This window comes from Mycobacterium sp. PS03-16, from assembly GCF_004570325.1.
Lineage (GTDB): Bacteria > Actinomycetota > Actinomycetes > Mycobacteriales > Mycobacteriaceae > Mycobacterium.
Window position 1 is genome coordinate 1 of record NZ_SPQO01000054.1, and the last position, 23,313, is coordinate 23,313.

Consider the following 23,313-nt stretch of genomic DNA (forward strand, 5'->3'; position numbering starts at 1 on the left):
GATCTCGGTGGCCGCGGCACCGCTGCAACCCGCACCCGCAGCCCCACTGGGCCTCCCTCCGGCCGCTGCGCCGGCCGCGTCACCGGCCGCCGCACCCGCCGAGGTCACCCCGCCGCCCGCCGATGCGCCCGTGCCGCACCTGGCCAGTCCGGACAACCTGCCGCCCGGCACCTCGATGACCCCGACGGCGCCCACCAACAGCCGCGGCCTGTCCTACCTCCGCGACCTGTGGCATGCGATGCAGACCCAGGAGGTCAGCGGCAGCGACGCGTTCTTCCTGTTGACCCAGCGTCCGCTCAACCCGGATGCGGCACCGCCGCCCGGGATGCCCGCGGGGCCGCAGCCTCTGGGTCCGAACCCGCCGCCCGCACCGCCTGCCCCCGCACCTGCACCGCCGGCCCCGGCCCCCGCACCGCTGCCGTAGCGGTCCCGCGGGCGGGGCAGTGGGCAGCCCCACCGCGTCCTTGAGCGCGTCGGATCGTGGCTTCGTGCCCCCGCACCGCGCTTCACACGGTTGCCTTCGGCGGCGGACAAGTGACTTTCGGCCCCAGCCAAGGCCCGCGCGCGACACCTAGCGTGTCGGCCATGACCTACGTGATCGCCAGTGCCTGTGTGGATGTCGTCGACAAGTCATGCGTGCCGGAGTGCCCGGTCGACTGCATCTACGAGGGCGACCGCGGGATGTACATCAACCCGCTGGAATGCGTGGAGTGCGGCGCGTGCGCGGTGATGTGCAAGATGGACGCGATCTACTTCGACACCGACCTGCCCGACGACGAACAGCGCCACCTCGCCGACAACGCGGCGTTCTTCACCGAGGTGCTGCCGGGCCGGGACGCACCGCTGGGCACACCCGGCGGCGCAGCGGCGGTCGGCCGCCTCGGCGTGGACACCCCGCTGGTCGCCGGAATGCCGCGCCGCTGATCACCCGACCGGTTGGGGCGCGCGGTACTCCAGCATCGGCTGCCGGTGCAACGTCGAATCCGCCACTGTGACAGTCAGTTCCGTCGGCGACACGGTATAGACCACGCCGTCGTTGTCGGCGACGAAGCGGCCCGCCCCGTCGGACTGCGCGGTGAGCATCACCGCGGCGTCGTCGCGCAACCGCACCCCGCGGTACTGCAATTCGCCGCCCGGGCCGGCGCAGATCGCGACCAGCGCGTCCGCGGTGCGGCCGAAGGCGGTCGCCACCGCGGCGCCCTGACAGTACGCCGCGGTGTCGACGAAACCCCGGTCGTCAGCGGGAAAATCGGACGACGGCTCGGCGCTCGCCACGGGAGTGGCGAGGGTGAGGTAGGCGGCCGAGGCCGCGGTGACCGCGAGCCACCGGCGGCGAGTCGCGCGCGTAAGGACTGTCCGGGACGGCGTTTCGGCCATCACTCACGCTAACGCGCGCGTCAGCCCCGGTCGGGGAGATCCGGGCCGTGTCGGCAGCGTGTCAGACCGCGGCGGCCTCGTTGAGCTCGTTGAGGGTGTTGGTCGCCTCGAGGTACTCCTGCACCCAGCGCTGGATCACCGTCGCGGTCTTCTCGACCTTGGCGAACTGTCCGACCACCTGGCCGACAGGGTTGAACGCGACGTCCACGGTCTCGTTCGGGTACTTGTGCGTGGCGGCGACGGCCATCCCCGACACCATGTACTGCAGCGGCATACCCAGCGGCTTGGGGTTCTCGGGCTGCTCCCACGCCTCGGTCCAGTCGTTGCGCAGCATGCGCGCCGGCTTACCGGTGAACGAGCGGCTGCGGACGGTGTCGCGGCTGGTCGCCTTCGCGTACGCGGCCTGCTGCACCGGCGTGTTCTCGGCCTCCTCGACCATCAGCCACTGCGAGCCGGTCCACGCCCCGGCCGCGCCGAGCGCCAGCGCCGCCGCGATCTGCTGACCGCTGCCGATCCCGCCGGCGGCCAGCACCGGCACCGGAGCCACCTCCTTGACCACCTGCGGCCACAGCACGATCGAGCCGACCTCCCCGCTGTGCCCGCCGGCCTCGCCGCCCTGGGCGATGATGATGTCGACGCCCGCGTCGGCGTGCTTGCGGGCCTGGGAGGGCGAACCGCACAGCGCGGCGACCTTGCGTCCCGCGTCATGGATGTTCTTGATCATGTCGACCGGCGGGGTGCCGAGCGCATTGGCGATCAGCGTCATCTTCGGATGCCGCAGCGCGATCTCGACCTGCGGGGTGGCGGTCGCCTCGGTCCAGCCCAGCAGCTGCAGCGCATCGTCGTCGCTGTCGTCGGTGGGCACGCCGTGGTCCTTGAGGATCTTCTTGGCGAAGTCGAGGTGCTCCTGGGGCACCAGCGACTGCAGCATGCTCCTGAGTTCGTCGGCGGACATGTTGGCGTCCATGCCCTCGTACTTGTTCGGGATCACGATGTCGACGCCATAGGGGTGGTCACCGATGTTCTCGTCGATCCAGTTCAGTTCGACCTCGAGCTGTTCGGGGGTGAACCCGACGGCGCCCAACACCCCGAAGCCGCCCGCCTTGCTGACGGCGACCACGACGTCGCGGCAGTGGGTGAACGCGAAGATCGGGAACTCGATGCCGAGCTCGTCGCAGATGGCGGTGTGCATGCGGCGCTCCTTCAGTGGGGCGATCGAGGAATTGAAACGTGTTCTAGTTTAGTACGGGGCGGCCGGCGCGCGGCAGGGGACTCTTCGATCGGGTCCCTTCTTCACGTGCGAGCAGACGCACAGTCGCCTGATCTCGCCCCGAAACGCACGAGTCTGCGTCTGCTCGCGGGGAGGACCCGCCTCGCGCGCACGGGCGCGCAGACGTGATGATGGTGCGGTGCCACGGTTGCTGACGCTTCCCGAGTCGGTCAGCGAGATCGGTGGTGGTTCCGGGGGGCCGCTGGTGGGTGCGTTCTTCGACCTCGACGGCACCCTGGTCGACGGCTTCACCGCCACCGCACACGCCGGCGACCGGATCCGGCGCCGGCAGGCCGGGATCGGGGAGATCCTCGGCGTCGTCGAGGCCTCCGTGCGTTACCGCCTCGGCCGGATGCAGTTCGAACGGCTCGTCGGACGCGCGGCCGGGTATCTGCGCGGGGAGTCGCTGGCCGAACTCGACGAACTCGGCGAGCGCCTCTTCGCCGAACGCGTTGCGCCGCGGGTATTCCCGCACATGCGCGAGGTGGTCGAGGCGCATCAGCGGCGCGGCCACACCGTGGTGATGAGCTCGTCGGCCCTGACCATCCACGCCGAACCGGTCGCCCGGTTCCTCGGCATCGATCACGTGCTGTGCAACCACTTCGCGGTCGACGCCGCGGGCCGGCTGACCGGCGAGGTGGTCAAGCCGGTGATCTGGGGGCCGCAGAAAGCCGTCGCCGTCGAGATGTTCTGCACCGCGAACGGGATCGGCCTGCAGAACAGCTGGTTCTACGCCGACGGCGACGAGGACGCCGCGCTGATGGGTCTGGTCGGCTACCCCCGCCCGGTGAATCCCCGCGCGGGGCTGGCCGCCACCGCGGCCGCACGGGACTGGCCGGTGCTGCAGATCGCCCGGCTGCGACGCCGGGGCTGACGAGAGCACGCCCGTCGCAACGGGTTTCGCCCGGTTTAAGCGCCGCGCACCGTGGGTAGCCTGCGGCCTGATCCCGACCCGACGCGGGGAGTGGGACCTGACGATGGGAGCGGATCTGTGACGGCACGACGGTTGGCCATGCTGGTGGGCGCGATCATCCTGGTGGCGGGAATCGTCGGGCTGCTGGTGCCGGTGTCGGTGTCGGGCGGCGACGGGGAAAGCGTGGGCTGCGGCAACGCGCTGGTGTCAGACATGTCCGGTGCGCGCGCGGCCAACGATCAGGGCGTGGCGAATGTGCCCGTGCTCAACCAGATCGTGCCCCACACCGACTTCGTCGCGCTGTGCGAGTCGGCCGTGGGCAGCCGTCGGGCGTGGGCCATTCCGGTCGCGGTGATCGGCGCGCTGGTGGTCGCCGGGGCCGCGTTCGTGGGAAGCCGCCGCGGCGCCGCCGGGAGAATCTGACATCTCTTCTCGCGGTCGTGACGACCGCACCCGCCGGCAGTAGGGTCGCAGGCGTACGCCTCTCCAGTAGTGCGGAGGACGCCCACCACCGGCGGGAAACCCCTTGATCATCACTCAGGCGTCCGCACAGTCGGCCGACGATGTGGAAGCGCAGCGGCTGCGCGCGGTGGGGCGCTACGCGATTCTCGACAGCCCGGCCGACGACGCCTTCGACCGCATCGCCCGGGTGGCCGCCCGCACCTTCGCCGCCCCGATGGCCACCATCTCGATCGTCGACCGGGACCGCATCTGGTTCAAGGCCGCCCACGGGCTCGACGACCTGCGTGAGGTGGACCGGCGCCGCGGCTTCTCGTCGGCGACCATCCTCGACGACGGCCCGTGCGTCATCTCCGACGCCACCTCGGATCCGCGCACTGCGGGCAACCCCTTCGTCGACGGTCCCATGGGTGTCCGGTTCTACGCCGGCGCTCCGATCGTCACCTCCGACGGCTACCGCATCGGCGCGGTCAACGTCCTCGACACCGCACCCCGCGACCCGGCGGCGCGCGACCTCGCCACACTGGCCGATCTGGCCGCGCTGGCCATGGATCATCTCGATCTGCGGCTGTCCACGATCACCAGCGTCCGGCCCGGGCGCGCCGCACCCGACAGCGGCGGCGGCGACGACGCGACCCTCGAGGACTACGCCGAGGCGCTGCAACGGTCGCTGCTGCCGCCGCGGCTGCCCAACGTGCCGGGACTGTCCCTGGCCGCGCACTACCATCCCGCCTCGGCGGCCCGGGTGGGCGGCGATTTCTACGACGTCTTCGCCCTCGACGGTGACCGCTGGGCGTTCTTCCTCGGCGATGTCGAAGGGCACGGCACGGGTGCCGCCGCGGTGACCTCGCTGGTCCGCCACACCCTGCGGGCGGCCGCGCTGCACCACGACAACCCCACCGACGGCCTCGGCGAACTGAACGTCGCGCTGGTCGGCGACCCGAACGAGCGGCGGTTCTGCACGGTGCTGTTCGGCACGCTGACCGCCGACCCCGCCGGCGGGCACCTGGTCCACCTGGCGACCGGGGGACATCTGCCCGCGCTGCTGCTCGACCCCGTCGCGGGGGAGGTGCGGCCGGTGCGGCCGGCGGGCGGGATGTTCGTCGGCGCGATCGCGGACGCGACGTTCGACGACTGTGTCTTCCCCCTGCGCCCGGGGCAGACGCTGCTGCTGTTCACCGACGGCATCACCGAGGCGCGGCCGACGGGCGCCGGTCTGTTCGGCGAGGACGGCCTGTCCGAATACCTGCGTCACCGGGTGGGCCTGCGCGCGGCGGATCTGATCGCCGACCTCGCTGACCTGGTGCCCAGCTTGCGCCCGGACGATGACATCGCCCTGCTGGCGCTGACCGCCGACCGGTGAACCGCCGACACCTGGTTTAATCTGATCCGGTTGCGCATGCCGACCAGGCGAGCGCTCCCGGCGTCGGATTCAGTCCGGTGCCGCAGGATGTCTTGCCAGGTTCAGCCCGCAGCCTAGCGAGCATGAATGGCGTGTGTGCACCGGTGAGGATGCGACCCACGCGGGAGGTGGACCATTGGAGGAACAGCGCGAAGCCGCAGCAGGGGCGACCTCGGCCGCCGATGCGACGAACTGCGAGATCAACGAGCACTGGGTTGACCGCACCGTCGTCGTCTCGGTAGCGGGCGTCGTCGACATGCTCACGGCCCCGCAGCTGGAGCAAGCGATCCGGGACAGCCTGGCGAAGGAGCCGGCCGGACTGGTCGTGGATTTCTCCGCCGTGGAGTTCCTCGCGTCGGCCGGCATGGGCATCCTGGTAGCGATCAACGACGAGATCGCCGCGGGCGTGAAGATGTGCGTCGTCGCCGAGGGCCCGGCGACCAGCCGTCCGCTGAAGCTGCTCGGCATTGCGGACATCATCCCGCTGTACGCGACCGTCGACGAGGCGACCGCCGCCCTGGGTGCTTAGCCGAGGGGTCAACGGGTATCCGCGTTCCGTCATGATCGAATCGGTATCGACAGAGGCTTCCAACGGCGAACGTTTCACATGCCTCGGGATGTCCGCTGACGGCCAGACCGCGGCACGCGTGCGCGCCGAGTTCGCGCGGTGGCTGGACACGAATTTCGACCTCGACCCCATCCGTTCCAGTGATCTGCTGCTGGCCACGAACGAGGCGCTGGCCAATGCGGCCGAGTTCGCCTACGCGGCGGTCGCTGAACACGGCACGATGGACGTCGAAGCGGAATTCGATGCGGCACAGGGTGTTCTGACGGTGACGGTGGCCGACCACGGCACCTGGCGGGAGCCGGTGTCGCCGCCGCGGCGGGCCCGGGGGCGCGGCATCCCGCTGATGGAGGCGTTGACCGACGGCGCCTCCTTCGACCATTCGTCCTCGGGCACCCGGGTACAACTGCAGTGGACCGGGATCCACCGCCGCGCGGTCTCGACGAACTGAGTAGGGACCCGGTCAGACCCCGGCGCCGAACAACCCTCGACCGGTGATCAGCGGCAGGTCCAGCGGTGTGCGGATCCCCGGCGGCGCGGCGATCACGGCCGGGATCGCGTTCACGATGCGCCCGGCGGCGGCGACGATGGCCGCGTGGTTGTGGTCGCCCTTGCGACTGGTCGGGCAGATGTCCACGACGTAATTGGGTTCCCCGGTGATCTCGACGCGGTAGGACCCGCCGGGCTGCGCCGGTTGCGCCCAGTCCGGCCGCAGATCCTCCCGCAGTCGGGTGACGTGCTCGATGACGAGCGCGGGCCGGCCGTCTGCACCCCCGTCGACGAACCCCTCGATCCGGAACCGCACGGCGGCCACGGTGCCCTCGGCGATCCGGCCGACCGCCACGTCGATGTCCTCGGGCGCCGGTTCCTGTTCGACCATGTCGCGGATCTCGGCGATTTCGAGGCCGAAGCCGGCCGCGAGCTGCCGGATCGCGGTGCCCCACGCGATGCTGAGCACCCCGGGCTGGTAGAGGATTGGCAGATCGCCCGGCTCCCTGCCGAATCCCATCACGTCGAACATCACCTCGGCGCCGTCGTAGGTGGCGTAGTCGGCGATCTCCATGCACCGGACCTGCTCGATGCTGCTGCACGTGCCGGCGAACGCGAACGGGATCAGGTCGTTGGCGAAGCCGGGGTCGACGCCGTTGACGAAGATCGACGCCCCACCCGCGCGCGCCGCCGCCTCGACCCGCTCGATGTACTTGTCCGGGATCACGCCCCAGGGGAACTGCAGCACCCCGGGCGCCGAGCCGACGACGTTCACCCCGGCCTCGAGGATCCGCCGGCAGTCGGCCATCGCCTCCGGCAGCCGGGTGTCACCCATCGCGCAGTAGACGACGCAGTCCGGTTCGCTCGCCAGGACGTCGTCGAGGCCCGCGGTGGCGGGGACCCCCGTGCGCAGGTCAAGGCCGGCGAGTTCGCCGGCGTCCCGGCCGACCTTGTGTTCGGTGGAGACGCCCACCGCGGTCAGCTCGTAGGCCGGATTGCCGAGCAACGCCGCCAAGGCCAGCCGACCGACATTGCCCGTCCCGACATGAGCCACCCGGATCACCATCGAACTCCTCCCACCGCCGGTCCAGAACTGGAACACGTTCTAGTCGGAAGAGAGCCTAGGGTAGCCTGGCGCGTCATGGGACGGGTAGACGGAAAAGTTGCACTGATCAGCGGCGGCGCCCGGGGCATGGGCGCCGAACACGCACGGGCCCTGGTGGCCGAGGGCGCCAAGGTGGTGATCGGCGACATCCTCGACGACGAGGGCAAGGCCCTGGCCGACCAGCTCGGGGACGCGGCGCGCTACATGCATCTCGACGTCACCTCCGCCGAGGAGTGGGACGCGGCGGTGGCCACCGCGGTCACCGAGTTCGGCAGCCTCAACGTGCTGGTCAACAACGCCGGGATCGTGGCGCTCGGCAAGATCGGCGAGTTCGACATGGCCAAGTGGCAGAAGGTCATCGACGTCAACCTCACCGGCACGTTCCTGGGCATGCAGGCCAGCGTCGAGGCGATGAAGGCCGCGGGCGGCGGCTCGATCATCAACGTCTCGTCCATCGAGGGCATGCGCGGTGCGGTCATGGTGCACCCGTACGTGGCGTCGAAGTGGGCGGTGCGCGGCCTGAGCAAGTCCGCGGCGCTCGAACTGGGCGCCCATCAGATCCGGGTCAACTCAATCCATCCCGGCTTCATCCGCACCCCGATGACCAAGTTCTTCCCCGACGACATGCTCACCATCCCGCTGGGCAGGCCGGGCCAGTCCGACGAAGTCGCGAGCTTCGTGGTGTTTTTGGCCAGCGACGAGTCCCGCTACGCGACCGGCGCCGAATTCGTGATGGACGGCGGGCTGATCAACGACGTCCCGCACAAGATGTAGCGCGCCGGACGATTGACGTCCGCTCCGGCGGTTACTTCGCCGGCGTGGACACCGTCGCCGCGGTCACCGGGAGAGATCCCGTCGCCGACGCCGCGCAAGCCCTCCGGACGTGCGGCGCCCACCTCATCGCGGCCACAGACCTGACCCGGGCGCTCGGTCTCGGCAACGACCCGTGGCAGACCTTCGGCGCGCACTGGGAAGAGTTGGCGCCCGACCCGTACGCCGCCGAACTGGGCACCCGGCGGCTGCGCCGCTATGGCCACTATCGGATGGCCGACGGAAACCTCGAGCGGCTACCGCACGGCCCGTTCGTGCAACCCGAGCGGTCCAACCCGCTCTACGTCGGCCGGGACCGGCGGTTCGAGCCGCTGACCGACGCGTTCGCCGCGGAACCGCTGCTGCAGCGCCTGATCGCGCTCCTGCACCGGTTGGCCGGCGTCCTCGAGGATCGGCAGGTGTGGCAGGTCAAGGTGACGCCGTTCCGGGTGCTGGCCACCGCGGACGACGAGGGAGACCCGACGCCAGAGGGGCTGCACCGCGACGGCGTCACGCTGGTGACGTCGCTGCTGATCGCCCGACGCAACGCCGAGGGCGGGGAGAGCACGGTGTACGACAACGACGGCGGCCTGCTGGTGCGCACCGTGATGTGCGTGCCCGGCACCCTGCTGGTCGGCGATGACCGGCGCACCCGGCACGGTGTGTCGCCGATACGGCCGGCCGACGCGGTCCGGCCTGCGCACCGCGACGTACTGGTCATCACCTTCGCCGCGTGACGCCGTCCTGCGTGCGGGCGACGCGACACCGTTCCGTAGGCTCGTCGGGTCAACCGCCGGACGTCAGCAAGACAAGGAGCGAGCCATGACCTCAGTCGATGAGCGCCGCGAGCAGCACGAGCTCGCCGAACTGGCCGGGTGGGAACGCGTCGACCTCGACCGCGTCGACATGTACCTCAAGGGGTCGGCCCGGATCCGGGTGATCTGGCGCGGCACCGACGCGATCAGCGGTGCGACGCTCTACATGGACGACGTCATGACCTCGTACTCGCGGGATCTGCCGACGGTCACCGGCTGGCTCAAGCGCTGACCGCGGGGACACCCGCCAGGGCCTGCGCGATCGCCTCGGCCCAGGTGTCGGCGTCCACCTCGTGCACCGCGGTGGGGCCGGCGAAGGCGCTGGAGATCACCAGGTCGGGGCGCAGCGTGCCGAGCAGTTCGAGGCCGGCCCGCAGCGCGGCCGCGTCGCCGCGCCCGGGCGGCAGGAACGTCGACCAGGCGCCGTCCGCGCCGCGGAACAGCGTGTCCCCGGTGAACAGGTAGGTCTCGCCCGTCTCACCCCTCACGAGGTAGCAGGTGCTGCCGGGGGAGTGGCCCGGGGTGGGGGTGACCTCGACGCCGTTGGCGTCGGCGTGACGCTCCGACAGCGGGACGTCGATGCGCGCGTGCCGTCCGATCTCCGAGGCCTCGGCGGCCGGCGCGTGCAGCCGGGAGCCGAACCGGTCGGCGACGCGTGCCAGCATGGGACTCGCCTCGTCGAGATGGGACAGGTACTGGTCGGCCACGCCGCCGCACGCCTCGATGGCAGTGAAGTCGGCATCGGTGGCGGGACAGTAGAACAACGCGTTGCCGTTGCGGGCGCCGGTCCACACGTAGGCGTGGGTGGTGAGTCCGGGAAACGGTGTGTCGGTGCGGGTCTCGAAGAGGTCAGGCCGGATGCGGGTCAGGGTGGTGGTCATGACGCCAGTGTCAGACCTCAAGTTTCGTTGAGGTCAAGGGCTGGTCGAGCCACCGCGTAGGTTGGACGCCGTGAGTGCACGCGCAGGCATCGTCGTCACCGGTACCGAAGTCCTGACCGGCCGGGTGCAGGACCGCAACGGCCCGTGGGTGGCCGATCGGCTCCTGGAGCTCGGCGTCGAGCTGGCGCACATCACGATCTGCGGCGACCGGCCGGCCGACATCGAGGCGCAGCTGCGGTTCCTCGCCGCCGAGGGCGTCGACCTCATCGTCACCAGCGGCGGCCTCGGGCCGACCGCCGACGATCTCACGGTCGCCACCGTGGCGCGCTTCTGCGGTCGCGAGCTGGTGCTCGACACCGTGCTCGAGGCACGGATCGCCGACATCCTGCGCGGGCTGATGGGCCGGTACCGCGGCGTCGACTTCGACGCGGTGCTGGCGGCCAACCGCAAACAGGCCATGGTGCCGGCCGGAGCCACCGTGCTCGACCCCGTGGGCACCGCGCCCGGCGTCGTCGTCCCCGGCTCGCCGACCGTGCTGGTGCTGCCCGGCCCGCCGCGGGAACTGCAGCCGATGTGGCGCACGGCCGTGCAGACCGCGGCGCTGCAGCAGGCCATCGCCGGCCGCACCGAGTACCGGCAGGAGACGGTGCGGATGTTCGGCCTGCCCGAGTCCGGGCTGGCCGAGACGCTACGCGACGCCGAACGCGACCTCGCGGGCTTCGACCGACTGGAGATCACCACGTGTCTGCGGCGCGGTGAGCTCGAGATCGTCACCCGCTACGAGCCCGACGCCGCAGGGGCCTACCGCGAGCTGCTGGCCCTGCTGCGCGACCGGCACGGCGACGCCGTGTTCTCCGAGGACGGATCGCTGGTCGACGACCAGGTGGCCGCGCTGCTGGCCGGCCACACCATCGCGACGGCCGAATCCTGCACCGCCGGGCTGCTGTCCGCGCGCCTGACCGACAGGGCGGGATCGTCGGCGTACGTCGCGGGTGGGGTGGCGTGCTACTCCAACGCCGCGAAGGTCGAGTTGCTCGGCGTCGACGCGGCGCTGATCGATGCGCACGGCGCGGTGTCCGAACCGGTCGCCGCGGCCATGGCCGACGGTGCCCTGCGCCGGTTCGGCGCCGACGTCGCGGTCGCGATCACCGGCATCGCCGGCCCGGGCGGCGGCAGCGAGGACAAACCGGTCGGAACGGTGTGCTTCTGCGTCCGGCACGCCGACGGGCGGACCGTCACCCGCACCACCCGCATGCCCGGCGACCGCACCGATGTCCGGGAACGCTCGACCACCGTGGCCATGCACCTGCTGCGCCGGGTGCTGTCCGGCCCCGCCGGCTGACCGGTCAGGTCCGGTCGGCGCGGTCCCACAGCTCGATCATCGAGGCCAGGATCGCCCGGGCCTGCCCGAGACCCCCGAGGTGGCTCTCACCGGGCAGGTGGTAGAGGTGCGCGTCGGGCAGCCGCGCGACGCAGTGCTGTCCGTGCGCGAACGGGATGATGTGGTCGACGTCGCCGTGCCACCACCGCACCGCGACCTTGACCTCGTCGAGCCGGAACCCCCAGTCCCTGGCGAACACCACCACGTCGGCGAACGGCGCCGCGAGCTGTTTGCGGCTGCCGTTGAGCAGGTCGTCGAGGAACATCGCCCGGAACTCCGGCCGCACCAGCATGCGGCGGTCCGGCGCGGGGGACACCGCCGCGTAGATGTACAGCGCCGGGTCGGCGACCGGGCGGATGAAGCGGATCAGTGTGCCTGCGGCCACCCGGATCGGGCCGCCGGCGACCTCGAGCAGCGGCGCGACCTTGGCGCCGAGCGTCATCAGCCCGCCGGAGATCGCGTCCGGTCCGACCGTGGGCGCGACGCCGCCGATGATGCCGGCGCCGATCACCCGCTCCGGCATGGCCGCCGCGGCGGCCAGCGCGTACGGGCCGCCGCCGGACAGTCCGATCACCGACATCCGGTCGATGCCGAGAGTGTCGGCGATGACCCGCAGATCGTCGGCGAACGCCGCCACGTTGGTGTACTGGTGCGGGGTGGACGAGCCGATTCCGGGCCGGTCGATGCCGATCAGCCGGATCCGCTGCTGTTCGGCGTAGGCCCGGGCCTCCGCCGGGATCTGCCTGCGCGCACCGGGCGTGCCGTGCAGCCAGAACACCGCGCGTCCGCGCGGGTCCCCGAACTCGGCGAAGCCGATCTGCCGGTCCTCGGTGACGGCGATGTTGCCCTCGAGTTTCGGGCGGGCGATGGGCGGCGTCATGTGCAGCAGTGTCGCACGTCACGTCGCCGCGACAGCGCAGCTACCGCGAGGCGGCTCCGACCCAGGCCGGAGGCGTGCGTTGCGCCCAGGGGGCGGCCGCCTCGAGCTGGGCGGCCAGCTGCAGCAGCACCGTCTCCTCGGGCGCCATGAGCTGCACCCCGATCGGCAGGCCGGACGACGTGACACCCAGGGGCAGCGAGATCGCCGCCCAGCCGGTCACGTTGGCCATCGCCGTCCAGCCGGTCGTCGCGAACTCGACGTCGAAGAACGCCCGGGTGGTCCCGCGGGGCTGGTCGAGCGTCGCGTACGGCGGCGGGGGAGTCAGCAGTGTGGGCACCAGCAGGACGTCGTGGCCGGCCATGCCCGCGACGAACCGGCGGGTCTGGGCGTGCACGGCCTCGATGGCCGCGGCGTACTCGACGCCGGTGGTGGTGAATCCCTCGCGGACCATCACCCAGGTGCTGGCCTCGAACTCGTCCTCGTGCGGCGGCCGGCCCAGGTGTTCGGTGGCCAGGGCGTGCAGTCCGGCGTTGCTGACGTTGTGCAGGACGGCGATCGCGGCGGCCACCGCGTCGGCGTCGAAGCTGGGAGCGCCCGGCTGCACCCGGTGTCCGAGTTCGGCGAGCAGCCGGCCGGTCGCCTCGACCGCCGCGACGATCTCGGGGTCGGTGGCGGGGCCGGGGAACGGCGAGCCGGTGTCGATCAGGATGGTGCGGGCGCCGGCGGGCTGGGCGATCGCCTGCAGGAACGGCAGGGCCGGCGGCGGTGCGGTGTAGGGGTCACCGGGGTCGGGCCCGGTGACCGCGTCGAGCAGGGCGGCGCTGTCGCGCACGGTGCGGGTGAGCGCGTGTTCGACGGCCAGGCCCTCGAGCAGGTGACCGGCCGGGGCGAAGGACGTACGCGCCCGGCGCGGTTTGAGCCCGACCAGCCCGCAACACGACGCCGGGACCCGGATCGACCCGGTGCCGTCGCCTCCGGAGGCGGCGGGCACGACACCGGCCGCCACCGCGGCGGCCGATCCGCCGCTGGATCCGCCGGGGGTGACGTGCGGGGACCACGGGTTGACGGTCGGACCGAACAGCGACGGTTCGGTGGTGCAGTGGTTGCCCCACTCGGGGGTGTTGGTCTTGCCGAACACGACCAGCCCGGCGGCCAGGTAGCGGTCGACCAGCCAGGCGTTCTGCGGGGCGATGCGGGTGGCCAGCGCGCGCGAACCCATCGATTCGGGGGCGCCGCCCACCGAGGCGCCGAGGTCCTTGAGCAGGAACGGCACCCCGGCCAGCGGACCCGCGCCGCCGCCACGCAGCGCACCGGAGTCGTCGAGCGCCGCGGCCTGTTCGCGGCCGCGGTCGAACAGCTCGTGGATGACGGCGTTCAGGCCGCGCGCCGCGTCCAGCCGGATCAGCGCGGCGTCGAGCAGTTCACGGGCCGAGACGTCGCCGGTGGCGAGCAGGTGGGCCTGGCCGATCGCGTCCAGGCCGGCGAGTTCGAATGCCGAGTTGGTGTCCATTTCTCGGCGATCCTGCAGTGCGCCGGGCCGCTCGGCAACCCGACGCACGGCGGAATCGGTTCGCCGCGTCTCAGCCCGCCACGGAGGCGTCGTAGATGGACTGGATCGAGGCGTCGAGGGTGGCGTTGAACTCGTCGTCGGACTGCTGCGCCGACAGGCCCTCGGTCAGCGCGCGGCTGAAGCTGGCGATGACGCCGGTGTTCTGGGCCAGCATCGCGTTGGCCTCGTCGCGCGTATAGCCACCCGAGAGCGCCACCACCCGCAGCACCCGGTCGTGGTCGACCAACGGCTGGTAGTGGTTGGCGGTCGAGGGCAGCGTGAGCTTGAGCATGACCTTCTGGTCGCCGGGCAGTGCGTCGAGCTGCTTGGCGATCTCGTCGCGCAGGATGTCCTCGGCGGCAGCCTTGTCGTCGATCGAGATGGTCACCTCGGGCTCGATGATCGGCACCAGCCCGTGGGAGAGCACCTGCTGGGCGACCTCGAACTGCTGGGCGACCACCGCGGCGATGCCCTTGGCGTTCGCCCCGCCGATCACCGAGCGTTCCTTGGTCCCGAAGATGCCCTTGTCCACACCGCGCTTGAGCAGGTCGTCGAGCTGGGGCATCGGCTTCATGAGCTGGCAGTCGTCGGACGCGTCGGCCAGACCCTTGTCGATCTTGAGGAACGGGACGACGCCCTTGTCCTCCCACAGGTAGGTGGCCGACGGCTTGCCCTCGATCTCGCGGTCCATGGTCTGCTCGAACAGGATGGCGCCGACGATCCGGTCTCCGGTGAACACCGGCGAGGTGATGATCCGCGACCGCATCTGGTGAATCAGGTCGAACATCTCGGTCTCCGAGGAGTACTCGTTCTCCTCCACCCCGTACAGGCGCAGCGCTTTGGGGGTCGAGCCGCCGCTCTGGTCGAGCGCGGCGACGAAGCCCTTGCCCGCCGCCACCTTGTCCGTTTGCTGCTGGTTCGCCATGGGTGCAGTCCACTCCTTTGGAAGACGGTTGTCGCTGACGGAGACGTGGTCGGCCCGCCGAGCCCGGTTCGGGTTCGAGGATATTCGGCGGGTGCGCGACCGTTCCGGCAGGTGTCATGGTTGGGTGAGATCACATCGGTCAACACCGGTGGGACCGGTCACGGGCACCGGCGGCGGAAGGGAGCGGTATGTCTGCGAGGAAGCGGTTCACGTCGGCGGCGGCCGTCGCGGCGGTGCTCGCCGCGCCCGCGGCGACGGTGACGGTCGGTGCCGCATTCGCCCCGACTGCGGCGGCGCAGGCCCGGGAGACGTTCCTGCCGTTCAGTCCGGTGTTGCGGCGCTGCGACTTCAGCACTCGCCAGTACTACGACTCCTCCGGCGACGGACGCGCAACGGCCACCGTGCGCTCGACCGGCGGCCAGGTGAGCGCGGACGTGCAGATGGCGGTCGCCGAACCCAACGCCACCTACGAGGTCCGACTGATCCAGATGCCGCGGGAGTCGGAGGCGGGGTGCCATGCGGGTGCGCCGGGGACCGCCGTGGCGACGCTGCGCACCGACGGAATCGGGGGCGGTGCGGTGTCACTGTCCGGTCCGCGGATGTCCGGTGCGACGGGCGCGTGGGTGACGATTGAACGGGCGCAGCCGTTCTCGCAGCTGCCCGCGGAGTTCTACAGCACCGACTACGTCGCCAACGTCTAGGCGCGCCGTCTCGACGCGGCCGCGGCGATGGCCGCCGCGGAACGGTCGATGTCCTCGTCGGTGGTCGCCCAGTTGGACACGCTCACCCGGATGACGTGTGCGCCCCGCCAGGTGGTGCCGCCGATCCAGCAGGTGCCGTCGGATTGCACGGCCGCGATGGCGGCACGGTTGGCGTCGTCACCGCCGGGCAGCGCGACCAGCACCTGGTTGAGCACGACGTCGTTCAGCACGGCGGCGCCCGGAATGGCGCCGAGCAGGTCGGCCATCCGCCGCGCCTGCGCGCAGTTGCGTTCCACCATCTCGGCGATGCCGCTGCGGCCGAGTGACCGGATCGCGGCGTAGACCGGCACCGACCGGGCCCGCCGCGAACTCTCCGGGACATAAGTGGTGTTGTCGCGCCTGCCGGGGTCGGCGACCAGATACGGGCCGGTCAGGCTCATCGCCGCCCGGTGCGCATCCGCGTCGCCGACGATCGCGGCCGCACAGTCGTAGGGCACGTTCAGCCACTTGTGGGCGTCGACCGCCCACGAGTCCGCCCGCGCGACGCCACGGGTCAGGTGGCGGGTGCCCGGCGCGGCCGCCGCCCACAGGCCGAACGCCCCGTCGACGTGCAACCAGGCGTCATGCGCAGCGCAGGTGTCGGCGATCGGCTCGAAGTCGTCGAACGCGCCGGTGGCCACGTTGCCGGCCTGCGCGCACACGATGGTCGGGCCCGGCCCGGCGGCCAAGGCCGCGCGCAGCGCGTCGGGGTCCATCCGGCCCTGCGCATCGGCCGGGATCCGCACCGCGGTGTCCGCGCCCAGGCCGAGCAACCGCAGCGCGGTGTGGATGGTGGCGTGGGCCTGTTCACCGCAGAGCACCCGCAGCGGGGGAGCGCCGATCAGCCCGTCGCGTTCGACGTCCCAGCCGGCGGCGGCCAGCACGGCGTGGCGGGCGGCGGCCAGGCAGGTGGTGTTGGCGCCCTGCCCGCCGGTGACGAAGCCGACGCCGGCGCCGGCCGGCAGGCCGAGCAGGTCGAGCACCCAGGCCGCGGCGATCTCCTCGATCGCCGCCCCGGCCGGGGACAGGGCGTGGAACGCCGCGCACTGGTCCCAGGCCGAGACCAGCCAGTCGGCGGCCAGCGCGGCGGGCAGCGCACCCCCGACCACGAAGCCGAAGTGCCGTGGTCCGGCACTGGCGACCAGGCCCGGGTCGGCGCCGGCGGCAAGCGCGTCGATGACGTCGGCCGGCGCCTCACCGCGCTCGGGCACCGGCCCGCCGAGGCGTTCGACGATCTCCGGGGCGGCGGCGCGGGCGGCGACCGGTCGCTCGTCGAGGCCGGCGAGGAAGGCCTGCGCATGCGCGGCGGCGGCGGACAATGCGGCGCCGCGGTCGGGGTGGGACATCGCTGTCACCTCCATGGGCCGGGTGAGGAAGAAATCGGATGCGGCCGCCGCCGCGGCTGTGGCACTGTCGGCCCCTGTGAACGACTTGGCGCCGCGTGCGGTGGTGGAATCGGACTGGACGAAGATGCTGCGGCTCGACGCCACCAACTTCGGTCACGTCGTGCATCCGTCGGCCCTGGCCACATGGCGCACCATCATTCCCGACGACGCGGCGCTGGTGGTCGACGACGGTCCCGACGTCGTCGCGCAGTCGTTCTTCCTGGATCTGCAGCTCACCGTGCCGGGCGGCGCGGTGCTGCCGGTGGGCGGTATCAGCTGGGTGTCGGTCGCGCCGACGCACCGCAGGCGCGGGCTGCTGCGGTCGATGCTCACCGAACTGCACCAGCGCATCGGCGCGCGGCAGTATCCGCTCGCCGCGCTGACCGCCAGCGAGGGCGGGATCTACGGGCGGTTCGGGTACGGCCCGGCCACCGTCGCCCAGTCGTGGTCGGTCGACCGCGGCCGCGCCGAATTTCGCTCTGACACACCTGATCCGGGCGGTGTCCGCATCGTCACCCCGGCCGCCCACCTCGACGACTTCGCCGGGATCTACGACCGATGGCGGCGGGCCACGCCGGGCGGGCTCGTCCGCCCGGCGGCGCTGTGGGCGGACGAGCTGGCCGACCGGGCGGACGAACGCGGCGGCGGCAGCGAGCTCTTCGCGTTCCTGCACCGCGACGGCTACGTGCTGTACCGGGCGCACGGACCCGGCCCCCGCCACATCAAGGTGGTGGAACTGACTGCGGCGACCGCGGACGCGCACATCGCGCTGTGGCGCACGCTGTGCGGCCTCGACCTGATGGAACGCGTGGAGATCAGCACCCACCCGGGCGATCCGCTGCCGTACCTGCTGACCGATGCGCGCGCCGTGAACACCACCGCGGTCGCCGACGATCTGTGGCTGCGGCTCATGGACGTCCCCGCGGCACTGCAGGCCCGCAGCTACCGCCGGGATCTGTCGGTGGTGCTCGAGGTGGCCGACCCCTTCGGCACCGCGGGTGGCCGGTTCGCGCTCGACATCCGCGACGGCCGGGCCGAGTGCCGGCCCACCGATGCCGCCGCCGACCTGGAATGCGATCTCGACGTGCTGGGTTCGCTGTACCTCGGCGGACACCGGGCGTCGCTGTTCGCTGCGGCGAACCGTCTGCGGGGCAAGGACATCGATCTGATCCACGCGCTGGAGGCGGCGTTCGTCAGCGAGGTGCCCGCCGAGCTCGGCTTTCCGTTCTGAGCGGTCTCACACCGAGGCGTCGGCGGCCCGGCGCCGGTAGGCCGACGGGCTGACGCCGCTGAACTGGGTGAAGGCCCGGGTGAACGCGCTGAGGCTGTCGAACCCCACCGCGGTCGCGGTCTCCTGCACGGACTGGCCCGGCGCGGCGAGCAGCGCCATCGCCTTGAGCATCCGGGCGTGCAGGAGATAGGTCCGCCAGGACAGGCCGAGCTCGTCGGCGAACAGTCGGCGCAGCGTGCGCTCGGACACCGAGACCGCCCGGGCCACCTGCTCGGCGGTCGCCGACTGCAGGTGTTCCTTGGTGAACGACATCGCGGCGGCGACGATCGGGTGCTCGGAACTGGGCAGGCTCAACGGCGCCTCGTGGTCGAGCGCCTCGACGACGAGATTGCCGAGGGTCTGGAAGAAGGCGTCGGACACCGGGTCGCCGTGCGGCCGGTCGATCGGCCAGCGCAGCGCGTAGATCATCATCTCGCGCAGCAGCGGGGAGACGGCGAGGATGCGGGCCCGGTCACCCCCGTCGGGGATGAGCGCGCGGTCGAACATCACCGCGACGGTGCGCACGTCCGGGTTCATCGTGGCCTGGTGTTCGAGGCCGAGCGGGATCCACGCGGCCTGCTGCGGCGGCACCAGGTGATGGCCGGAGGCGGTCTCCACCTCGACGACGCCGCCCACCGCGTACTCGATCTGATGCACCTCGTGGCTGTGCCAGCCGGTGATCAGCCCGTCGCCCTGGTACAGGTAGCTGCCACCGAGCGCACGGCCGCCGCGGCGCAGTTCGATCACCCGCCCGGAAGGATTGGCCGATTGGGCGAAACCTCTGGCCGATAGCGCGGAGACGGTCACGCTTGTAGACGGTACTAGTTGGGTATGAACGTCGACGATCTGATCCTGGTGAGCATCGACGACCACGTCGTCGAGCCGCCCGACATGTTCCTACGGCACGTGCCCGCCAAGTACCGCGAGGAGGCGCCGATCGTCGTCACCGACGACAAGGGCGTCGACCAGTGGATGTATCAGGGCCGGCCGCAGGGCGTCAGCGGGCTCAACGCAGTGGTGTCGTGGCCGGCCGAGGAATGGGGGCGTGACCCCGCCGGCTTCGCCGAGATGCGACCCGGGGTCTACGACGTCCACGAACGCGTCCGCGACATGAACCGCAACGGCATCCTCGCCTCGATGTGCTTCCCGACCTTCACCGGTTTCTCGGCGCGCCACCTCAACATGCACCGCGAGGAGACCACGCTGGTGATGGTGTCGGCCTACAACGACTGGCACATCGACGAATGGGCCGGCGCCTATCCGGGCCGGTTCATCCCGATCGCGATCATGCCGACCTGGAACCCGGAGGCGATGTGCGCCGAGATCCGCCGGGTCGCCGCCAAGGGGTGCCGCGCGGTCACCATGCCGGAACTGCCGCACCTCGAGGGCCTGCCGAGCTACCACGACGAGGAGTACTGGGGCCCGGTGTTCCGGACGCTGTCGGCGGAGAACGTGGTGATGTGCCTGCACATCGGCACGGGCTTCGGGGCGATCAGCATGGCGCCCAACGCGCCGATCGACAACCTGATCATCCTGGCGACCCAGGTGTCGGCGATGTGCGCCCAGGACCTGCTGTGGGGGCCGGCGATGCGCAACTACCCGGACCTGAAGTTCGCGTTCTCCGAGGGTGGCATCGGCTGGATCCCGTTCTACCTCGACCGCAGCGACCGGCACTACACCAACCAGAAGTGGCTGCGCCGCGACTTCGGCGACAAGCTGCCCAGCGACGTGTTCCGCGAGCACTCGCTGGCCTGCTACGTCACCGACAAGACCTCCCTCAAACTGCGTCACGAGATCGGCATCGACATCATCGCGTGGGAGTGCGACTACCCGCATTCGGACTGCTTCTGGCCCGACGCGCCCGAACAGGTGCTGCGCGAACTCGACGCCGCCGGCGCCAGCGATGCCGACATCGACAAGATCACCTGGCAGAACTCCTGCCGGTTCTTCGGCTGGGATCCGTTCGCACACAACACGAGAGACGAGGCGACGGTGCGCGCGCTGCGGGCCAAGGGCGCCGACGTCGACGTGTCGATCCGGCCGCGCAAGGAGTGGGCACGGCTCTACGAGGAGAAGCAACTCGCCAAGGCGTAGCCCACGCCCCGGTCACCGAACGTGCGCGCACTGCGAGAAAACGGTCGAAGATTCGCAGCCACCGCACGTTCGCGGCGGTTTACCACCGGACCGGTGCGGTAACCCGGCGATCATGATCGGTACGTTGCGCTCGGTCGTCGTCGACTGCCGGGACCCGCAGGCCCTGGCCGAGTTCTACGCCGGTGTTCTCGGCGGGGAGGTCCGCCCGGAGGACAAGGACTGGGTGGTGCTCACCGAACCGTCCGGCAGGCGGCTGGCGTTTCAGCGGGCACCGCAGCACGAACCGCCGGATTTCCCGGATCCGCACGGCTCGCAGCAGTTCCACCTCGACATCCGGGTCGACGACGTCGACGACGCCGAGCGCCGGGTGCTCGACCTCGGCGCCACCCGCGTCGCCGGCGCCACCGAGGACGACGACTTCCGGGTGTTCCGCGACCCGGCCGGCCATACGTTCTGCCTGGTGTACGGCATCACCGACTGATCGAGACCGCTCGCGTAGAGTCCGCCGGGTGGACATCGACGTCACCCTTCCGTCGGGGCGGATCCGCACCCGCTCGTGGGGCGCCGAGGACGCGCCGATTCTGCTGTGCGTGCACGGCATCTCGGCCAACCTCACCGCGTTCAGCTACCTCGCCGACCGGCTCGCCGGTCCCCAGCGGCGGGTGGTGGCGTTCGATCTGCGCGGCCGCGGGCGCAGCGAGGTGACCCCGCCCGGCACCTACGGCGTCGACAGTCACGCCCGCGATGTGCTGGCTCTGGCCGATGCGCTGGGCGCCGAATCGGTCCACCTCGCCGGGTGGTCGCTGGGCGCGTTGATCGCGATGCGGGTGGCCCAGCTCGATGGCGCCCGGCTGCGCAGCGTGTCGCTGATCGACCACATCGGCCCGGCGCAGTCGGCCACCCTCAAGCCCGTCCGGGCGGGCTTCGCCCGGCTCGACGCCGAAGTGGACTCTCCCGCGGCCTATCTCGACGAGGTGCGGGCGGCAGGCACGGTCGACGACTGGACCCCGTTTTGGGATGAGCACTACACCTACGAGCTCGCCGAGTCCCCGGACGGACGGTGGCGGCCGACGTCATCGAGGGCCGCCGCAGAAGAGGATCTGTTCGGCCGCTGGCCGTCGGACTGGAGCGAATACTGGCTGGCGCTGACGATGCCGACCGTGGCGGTGCGGGCGCTGCGCCCGCTCGGCGGTGCGGCGCTGATCTCCGACGACGCCGTCGCCGCCATGCACGCCGTCAATCCGGGGATCCGCGTGGTCGAGACGCCGGACAGCAACCACTTCACCTGCATCGTCGACCCCGTGACCGTCGATGCGGTCGCCGCCGTCGCCGGGTAATTCGCTTTCCCGGGGCGGATGTCCTGCGGCAGCCTGTCGGCGTGGTCGATGTCAACGCCTTCCGCACCGACGGATTCGTCAAACTGGAGCAGCCCGAGCTGCGGGCGGCCGCCGATGACGCGCGGGCGGCGCTGTGGCAGCAGATCGGACTGGCGCCGGATGCGCCGGAGTCGTGGACCCGGCCGGTGGTGTGGGCGGCCGACCTCACCGGCGCGGGGCCGTTCGCGACACTCATCCGCAGTCGGCGGCTGGCAGCGGCGCTCGACACGCTCTGCGGTCCCGGCGGCTGGCGACCCCGCGGCGCCCTGGGCAACATCCCGATCCGGTTCCCGCTGCCGCCCGAGACCGACGACCGCGGGTGGCACATCGACCTCAGCACCCCGCAGCCCGACGGGTCGTGGGCGGTCAGCGGCCGTCCGCACACGCTGCTGCTGCTCACCCTGCTCTCCGAGGTCGGCCCCGACGATGCGCCGACCCGGATCCGCGTCGGCTCCCATCGTGACGTCGCCGCCGCCCTCGACGAGAACCCGGTGCCGTTTCCCGACTTCGGGCCGCTGGTCGAGGGCGCCAGCCGGGACCGGGCCGTCGCGCCGGCCACCGGCCATCCCGGCGACATGTACCTCCTACACCCGCTGACGGTGCACGCCGCGGACGAACACCGCGGCGCCACACCGAGATTCATGGCGCAGGCACCCGTCGAGCTGACCCGCCCGCTCAACCCAGACGGGACGACGGTGCTGGAGACGGCGGCCTTCGCGTCGTGAGCCTCAGGCCGCGACGACGACCGTGAGGTCCGCGCCGCGGCGCTCCACCCGCATCCCCGCCCGCCGTGCGACGGCCGCGACCGCGGCGGCATCACCCGGTTCGGCCCGCGTGGTGGCCAGCGCCCGCGCCAGCCGGCCCTTGTGCGCCTTATTGAAGTGGCTGACCACCGTGCGGGTCCCGTCCGGCCGTTCGGCGACCACGTCGACCCGCACCGCCGAGGGCAGCCGACCCAGCGCGGCGTAGGAACCGGAGCGCAGGTCGACGATCAGTTCCCCGTCGGCGATCGCGGCGAGCACCGGTTCGAGGACGGGCCGCCAGCGGGCGGACAGCGTGGGCCGCCCCGGCAGTTTCGAGGTCGCCGACAGGCGGTAGCCGGGGATCGGATCGTCGGCGCGCACCAGCCCGAACAGCGCCGAGCCGATCGCCAGCCGGCTGCGGGCACGGAGCGCCGCCGCGCCACGCAGCGAACCGATGTCGAGCGCGTCGTAGAGCACCCCGGTGTAGCGGTCGATCGCGGGCAGGGTCGGTGCGGTGCACAGCGCCGCGTTGCGGTCGATCTCAACATCCTGGGCGGGGGACAGCCCCAGTGCGCGGCGGCAGGCGCCCCGGTCGGCGGTCAGGGCCACGAGTTCGCCGACCAGCGTTTCCCTCAGCTCACCGAGTTGCGGGTGGGCGAGGCGGTCGAGGCGAAGGGGCGGTCCGTCGCCGCCGTCGCGTTTGGTCTCCGAAGGTGGCAGCAGCACGAGCACCCGACGACGTTAGCCGGGGCCGTCCGCTAGATGTACTCGGCAGGGACGTTGTTGACGGTTTGGCTGTGAGAGGGGAGGACCTCCGGGCTTAGTGGAGATGTCTGACGTCTTCACACACACGGAGGTCCTCGTGTCCCACGCTAATGCTCGGC

The 23,313-nt window shown here is 71.5% G+C and carries 27 protein-coding genes; 17 read left to right on the forward strand and 10 right to left on the reverse strand.

Going from position 1 to position 23,313, the window contains the following annotated elements:
• Positions 1–424: hypothetical protein (locus tag E4P42_RS25520; protein WP_135129329.1), on the forward strand; the 424-nt coding region annotated here is incomplete at its 5' end.
• A gap of 161 nt (positions 425–585) precedes the next feature.
• The gene (gene fdxA / locus E4P42_RS25525) at positions 586–924 is read left to right on the forward strand and encodes a ferredoxin (protein ID WP_135129331.1); all 339 of its coding nucleotides are present in this window, start codon (positions 586–588) and stop codon (positions 922–924) included.
• Here fdxA and E4P42_RS25530 read toward each other — a convergent pair whose 3' ends face one another.
• Together E4P42_RS25530 and E4P42_RS25535 are read right to left on the reverse strand one after the other, a co-directional pair.
• Positions 925–1,377 (reverse strand): hypothetical protein, encoded by a 453-nt coding sequence (locus tag E4P42_RS25530; protein WP_135129333.1) that lies wholly within the window; start codon positions 1,375–1,377, stop codon positions 925–927.
• Positions 1,378–1,438: 61 nt separating this feature from the next.
• Positions 1,439–2,569 (reverse strand): nitronate monooxygenase, encoded by a 1,131-nt coding sequence (locus E4P42_RS25535; protein WP_135129335.1) that lies wholly within the window; start codon positions 2,567–2,569, stop codon positions 1,439–1,441.
• Between the two features lie 217 nt (positions 2,570–2,786).
• On the opposite strand from E4P42_RS25535, the gene E4P42_RS25540 reads away from it, so the two are divergent.
• From E4P42_RS25540 to E4P42_RS25560, 5 genes are all read left to right on the forward strand, one after another.
• The gene (locus tag E4P42_RS25540; RefSeq protein WP_135129337.1) at positions 2,787–3,521 is read left to right on the forward strand and encodes an HAD family phosphatase; all 735 of its coding nucleotides are present in this window, start codon (positions 2,787–2,789) and stop codon (positions 3,519–3,521) included.
• A gap of 117 nt (positions 3,522–3,638) precedes the next feature.
• A complete protein-coding gene (locus tag E4P42_RS25545; protein ID WP_135129339.1) occupies positions 3,639–3,983 on the forward strand; it encodes an aminopeptidase in 345 nt (114 codons plus the stop codon).
• 103 nt (positions 3,984–4,086) lie between these two features.
• Positions 4,087–5,382, forward strand: coding sequence for a PP2C family protein-serine/threonine phosphatase (locus E4P42_RS25550; RefSeq protein ID WP_135129341.1), 1,296 nt, complete (start codon positions 4,087–4,089; stop codon positions 5,380–5,382).
• 175 nt (positions 5,383–5,557) lie between these two features.
• Positions 5,558–5,950, forward strand: coding sequence for an STAS domain-containing protein (locus E4P42_RS25555; protein WP_245234232.1), 393 nt, complete (start codon positions 5,558–5,560; stop codon positions 5,948–5,950).
• Between the two features lie 31 nt (positions 5,951–5,981).
• Positions 5,982–6,437 (forward strand): ATP-binding protein, encoded by a 456-nt coding sequence (locus E4P42_RS25560; protein WP_135129343.1) that lies wholly within the window; start codon positions 5,982–5,984, stop codon positions 6,435–6,437.
• A gap of 12 nt (positions 6,438–6,449) precedes the next feature.
• On the opposite strand, the gene E4P42_RS25565 is transcribed toward E4P42_RS25560, so the two are convergent.
• Entirely contained in the window at positions 6,450–7,541 is a 1,092-nt protein-coding gene (locus E4P42_RS25565; RefSeq protein ID WP_135129345.1) for a diacylglycerol kinase, read from the reverse strand.
• Positions 7,542–7,616: 75 nt separating this feature from the next.
• Here E4P42_RS25565 and E4P42_RS25570 point away from each other — a divergent pair, with 75 nt between their 5' ends.
• The 3 genes from E4P42_RS25570 (at position 7,617) to E4P42_RS25580 (ending at position 9,437) form a co-directional block, all read left to right on the forward strand.
• A complete protein-coding gene (locus tag E4P42_RS25570; RefSeq protein ID WP_135129347.1) occupies positions 7,617–8,354 on the forward strand; it encodes a glucose 1-dehydrogenase in 738 nt (245 codons plus the stop codon).
• A 44-nt stretch (positions 8,355–8,398) separates the two neighbouring features.
• Positions 8,399–9,127: a 2OG-Fe dioxygenase family protein gene (locus E4P42_RS25575; protein ID WP_135129349.1), complete on the forward strand. Its 729-nt coding sequence runs from the start codon at positions 8,399–8,401 to the stop codon at positions 9,125–9,127.
• A gap of 85 nt (positions 9,128–9,212) precedes the next feature.
• Entirely contained in the window at positions 9,213–9,437 is a 225-nt protein-coding gene (locus E4P42_RS25580; RefSeq protein WP_135129351.1) for a hypothetical protein, read from the forward strand.
• Here E4P42_RS25580 and E4P42_RS25585 read toward each other — a convergent pair.
• Positions 9,427–10,086 carry an MBL fold metallo-hydrolase gene (locus tag E4P42_RS25585; RefSeq protein WP_135129353.1) on the reverse strand — a complete coding sequence of 220 codons (660 nt, stop codon included), beginning with the start codon at positions 10,084–10,086 and terminating at the stop codon, positions 9,427–9,429. The genes E4P42_RS25580 and E4P42_RS25585 overlap by 11 nt on opposite strands.
• A 70-nt stretch (positions 10,087–10,156) precedes the next feature.
• On the opposite strand from E4P42_RS25585, the gene E4P42_RS25590 reads away from it, so the two are divergent.
• Positions 10,157–11,428 carry a competence/damage-inducible protein A gene (locus E4P42_RS25590; RefSeq protein WP_135129355.1) on the forward strand — a complete coding sequence of 424 codons (1,272 nt, stop codon included), beginning with the start codon at positions 10,157–10,159 and terminating at the stop codon, positions 11,426–11,428.
• A 4-nt stretch (positions 11,429–11,432) separates the two neighbouring features.
• Here the strand turns inward: E4P42_RS25590 and E4P42_RS25595 are convergent, their stop codons facing one another.
• The 3 genes from E4P42_RS25595 to E4P42_RS25605 form a co-directional block, all read right to left on the reverse strand.
• Positions 11,433–12,347, reverse strand: a complete 915-nt coding sequence (locus E4P42_RS25595) for an alpha/beta fold hydrolase (protein WP_135129357.1) — start codon at positions 12,345–12,347, stop codon at positions 11,433–11,435.
• A 40-nt stretch (positions 12,348–12,387) separates the two neighbouring features.
• Positions 12,388–13,857: an amidase gene (locus E4P42_RS25600; RefSeq protein WP_135129359.1), complete on the reverse strand. Its 1,470-nt coding sequence runs from the start codon at positions 13,855–13,857 to the stop codon at positions 12,388–12,390.
• 70 nt (positions 13,858–13,927) lie between these two features.
• Positions 13,928–14,821 (reverse strand): fructose bisphosphate aldolase, encoded by an 894-nt coding sequence (locus E4P42_RS25605; RefSeq protein ID WP_135129361.1) that lies wholly within the window; start codon positions 14,819–14,821, stop codon positions 13,928–13,930.
• 188 nt (positions 14,822–15,009) lie between these two features.
• On the opposite strand from E4P42_RS25605, the gene E4P42_RS25610 reads away from it, so the two are divergent.
• Complete coding sequence (locus E4P42_RS25610) at positions 15,010–15,522, forward strand: hypothetical protein (protein WP_135129362.1); 513 nt, start codon at positions 15,010–15,012, stop codon at positions 15,520–15,522.
• Here E4P42_RS25610 and E4P42_RS25615 read toward each other — a convergent pair.
• Positions 15,519–16,907, reverse strand: coding sequence for an aminotransferase class V-fold PLP-dependent enzyme (locus tag E4P42_RS25615; RefSeq protein WP_135129364.1), 1,389 nt, complete (start codon positions 16,905–16,907; stop codon positions 15,519–15,521). The genes E4P42_RS25610 and E4P42_RS25615 overlap by 4 nt on opposite strands.
• A gap of 76 nt (positions 16,908–16,983) precedes the next feature.
• Here E4P42_RS25615 and E4P42_RS25620 point away from each other — a divergent pair, with 76 nt between their 5' ends.
• Positions 16,984–18,177, forward strand: coding sequence for an enhanced intracellular survival protein Eis (locus E4P42_RS25620; protein WP_256371216.1), 1,194 nt, complete (start codon positions 16,984–16,986; stop codon positions 18,175–18,177).
• Positions 18,178–18,183: 6 nt separating this feature from the next.
• On the opposite strand, the gene E4P42_RS25625 is transcribed toward E4P42_RS25620, so the two are convergent.
• Positions 18,184–19,023, reverse strand: a complete 840-nt coding sequence (locus E4P42_RS25625) for a helix-turn-helix transcriptional regulator (RefSeq protein ID WP_135129368.1) — start codon at positions 19,021–19,023, stop codon at positions 18,184–18,186.
• Between the two features lie 24 nt (positions 19,024–19,047).
• On the opposite strand from E4P42_RS25625, the gene E4P42_RS25630 reads away from it, so the two are divergent.
• The 4 genes from E4P42_RS25630 (at position 19,048) to E4P42_RS25645 (ending at position 22,411) form a co-directional block, all read left to right on the forward strand.
• Entirely contained in the window at positions 19,048–20,310 is a 1,263-nt protein-coding gene (locus E4P42_RS25630) for an amidohydrolase family protein (RefSeq protein WP_135129370.1), read from the forward strand.
• 112 nt (positions 20,311–20,422) lie between these two features.
• The gene (locus tag E4P42_RS25635; protein ID WP_135129372.1) at positions 20,423–20,791 is read left to right on the forward strand and encodes a VOC family protein; all 369 of its coding nucleotides are present in this window, start codon (positions 20,423–20,425) and stop codon (positions 20,789–20,791) included.
• Between the two features lie 28 nt (positions 20,792–20,819).
• Positions 20,820–21,647 (forward strand): alpha/beta fold hydrolase, encoded by an 828-nt coding sequence (locus E4P42_RS25640; protein WP_245234233.1) that lies wholly within the window; start codon positions 20,820–20,822, stop codon positions 21,645–21,647.
• Positions 21,648–21,688: 41 nt separating this feature from the next.
• Positions 21,689–22,411, forward strand: coding sequence for a phytanoyl-CoA dioxygenase family protein (locus tag E4P42_RS25645; RefSeq protein ID WP_135129374.1), 723 nt, complete (start codon positions 21,689–21,691; stop codon positions 22,409–22,411).
• Positions 22,412–22,414: 3 nt separating this feature from the next.
• Here E4P42_RS25645 and yaaA read toward each other — a convergent pair whose 3' ends face one another.
• A complete protein-coding gene (yaaA, locus tag E4P42_RS25650) occupies positions 22,415–23,161 on the reverse strand; it encodes a peroxide stress protein YaaA (RefSeq protein ID WP_135129375.1) in 747 nt (248 codons plus the stop codon).
• Positions 23,162–23,313 lie beyond the last annotated feature (152 nt).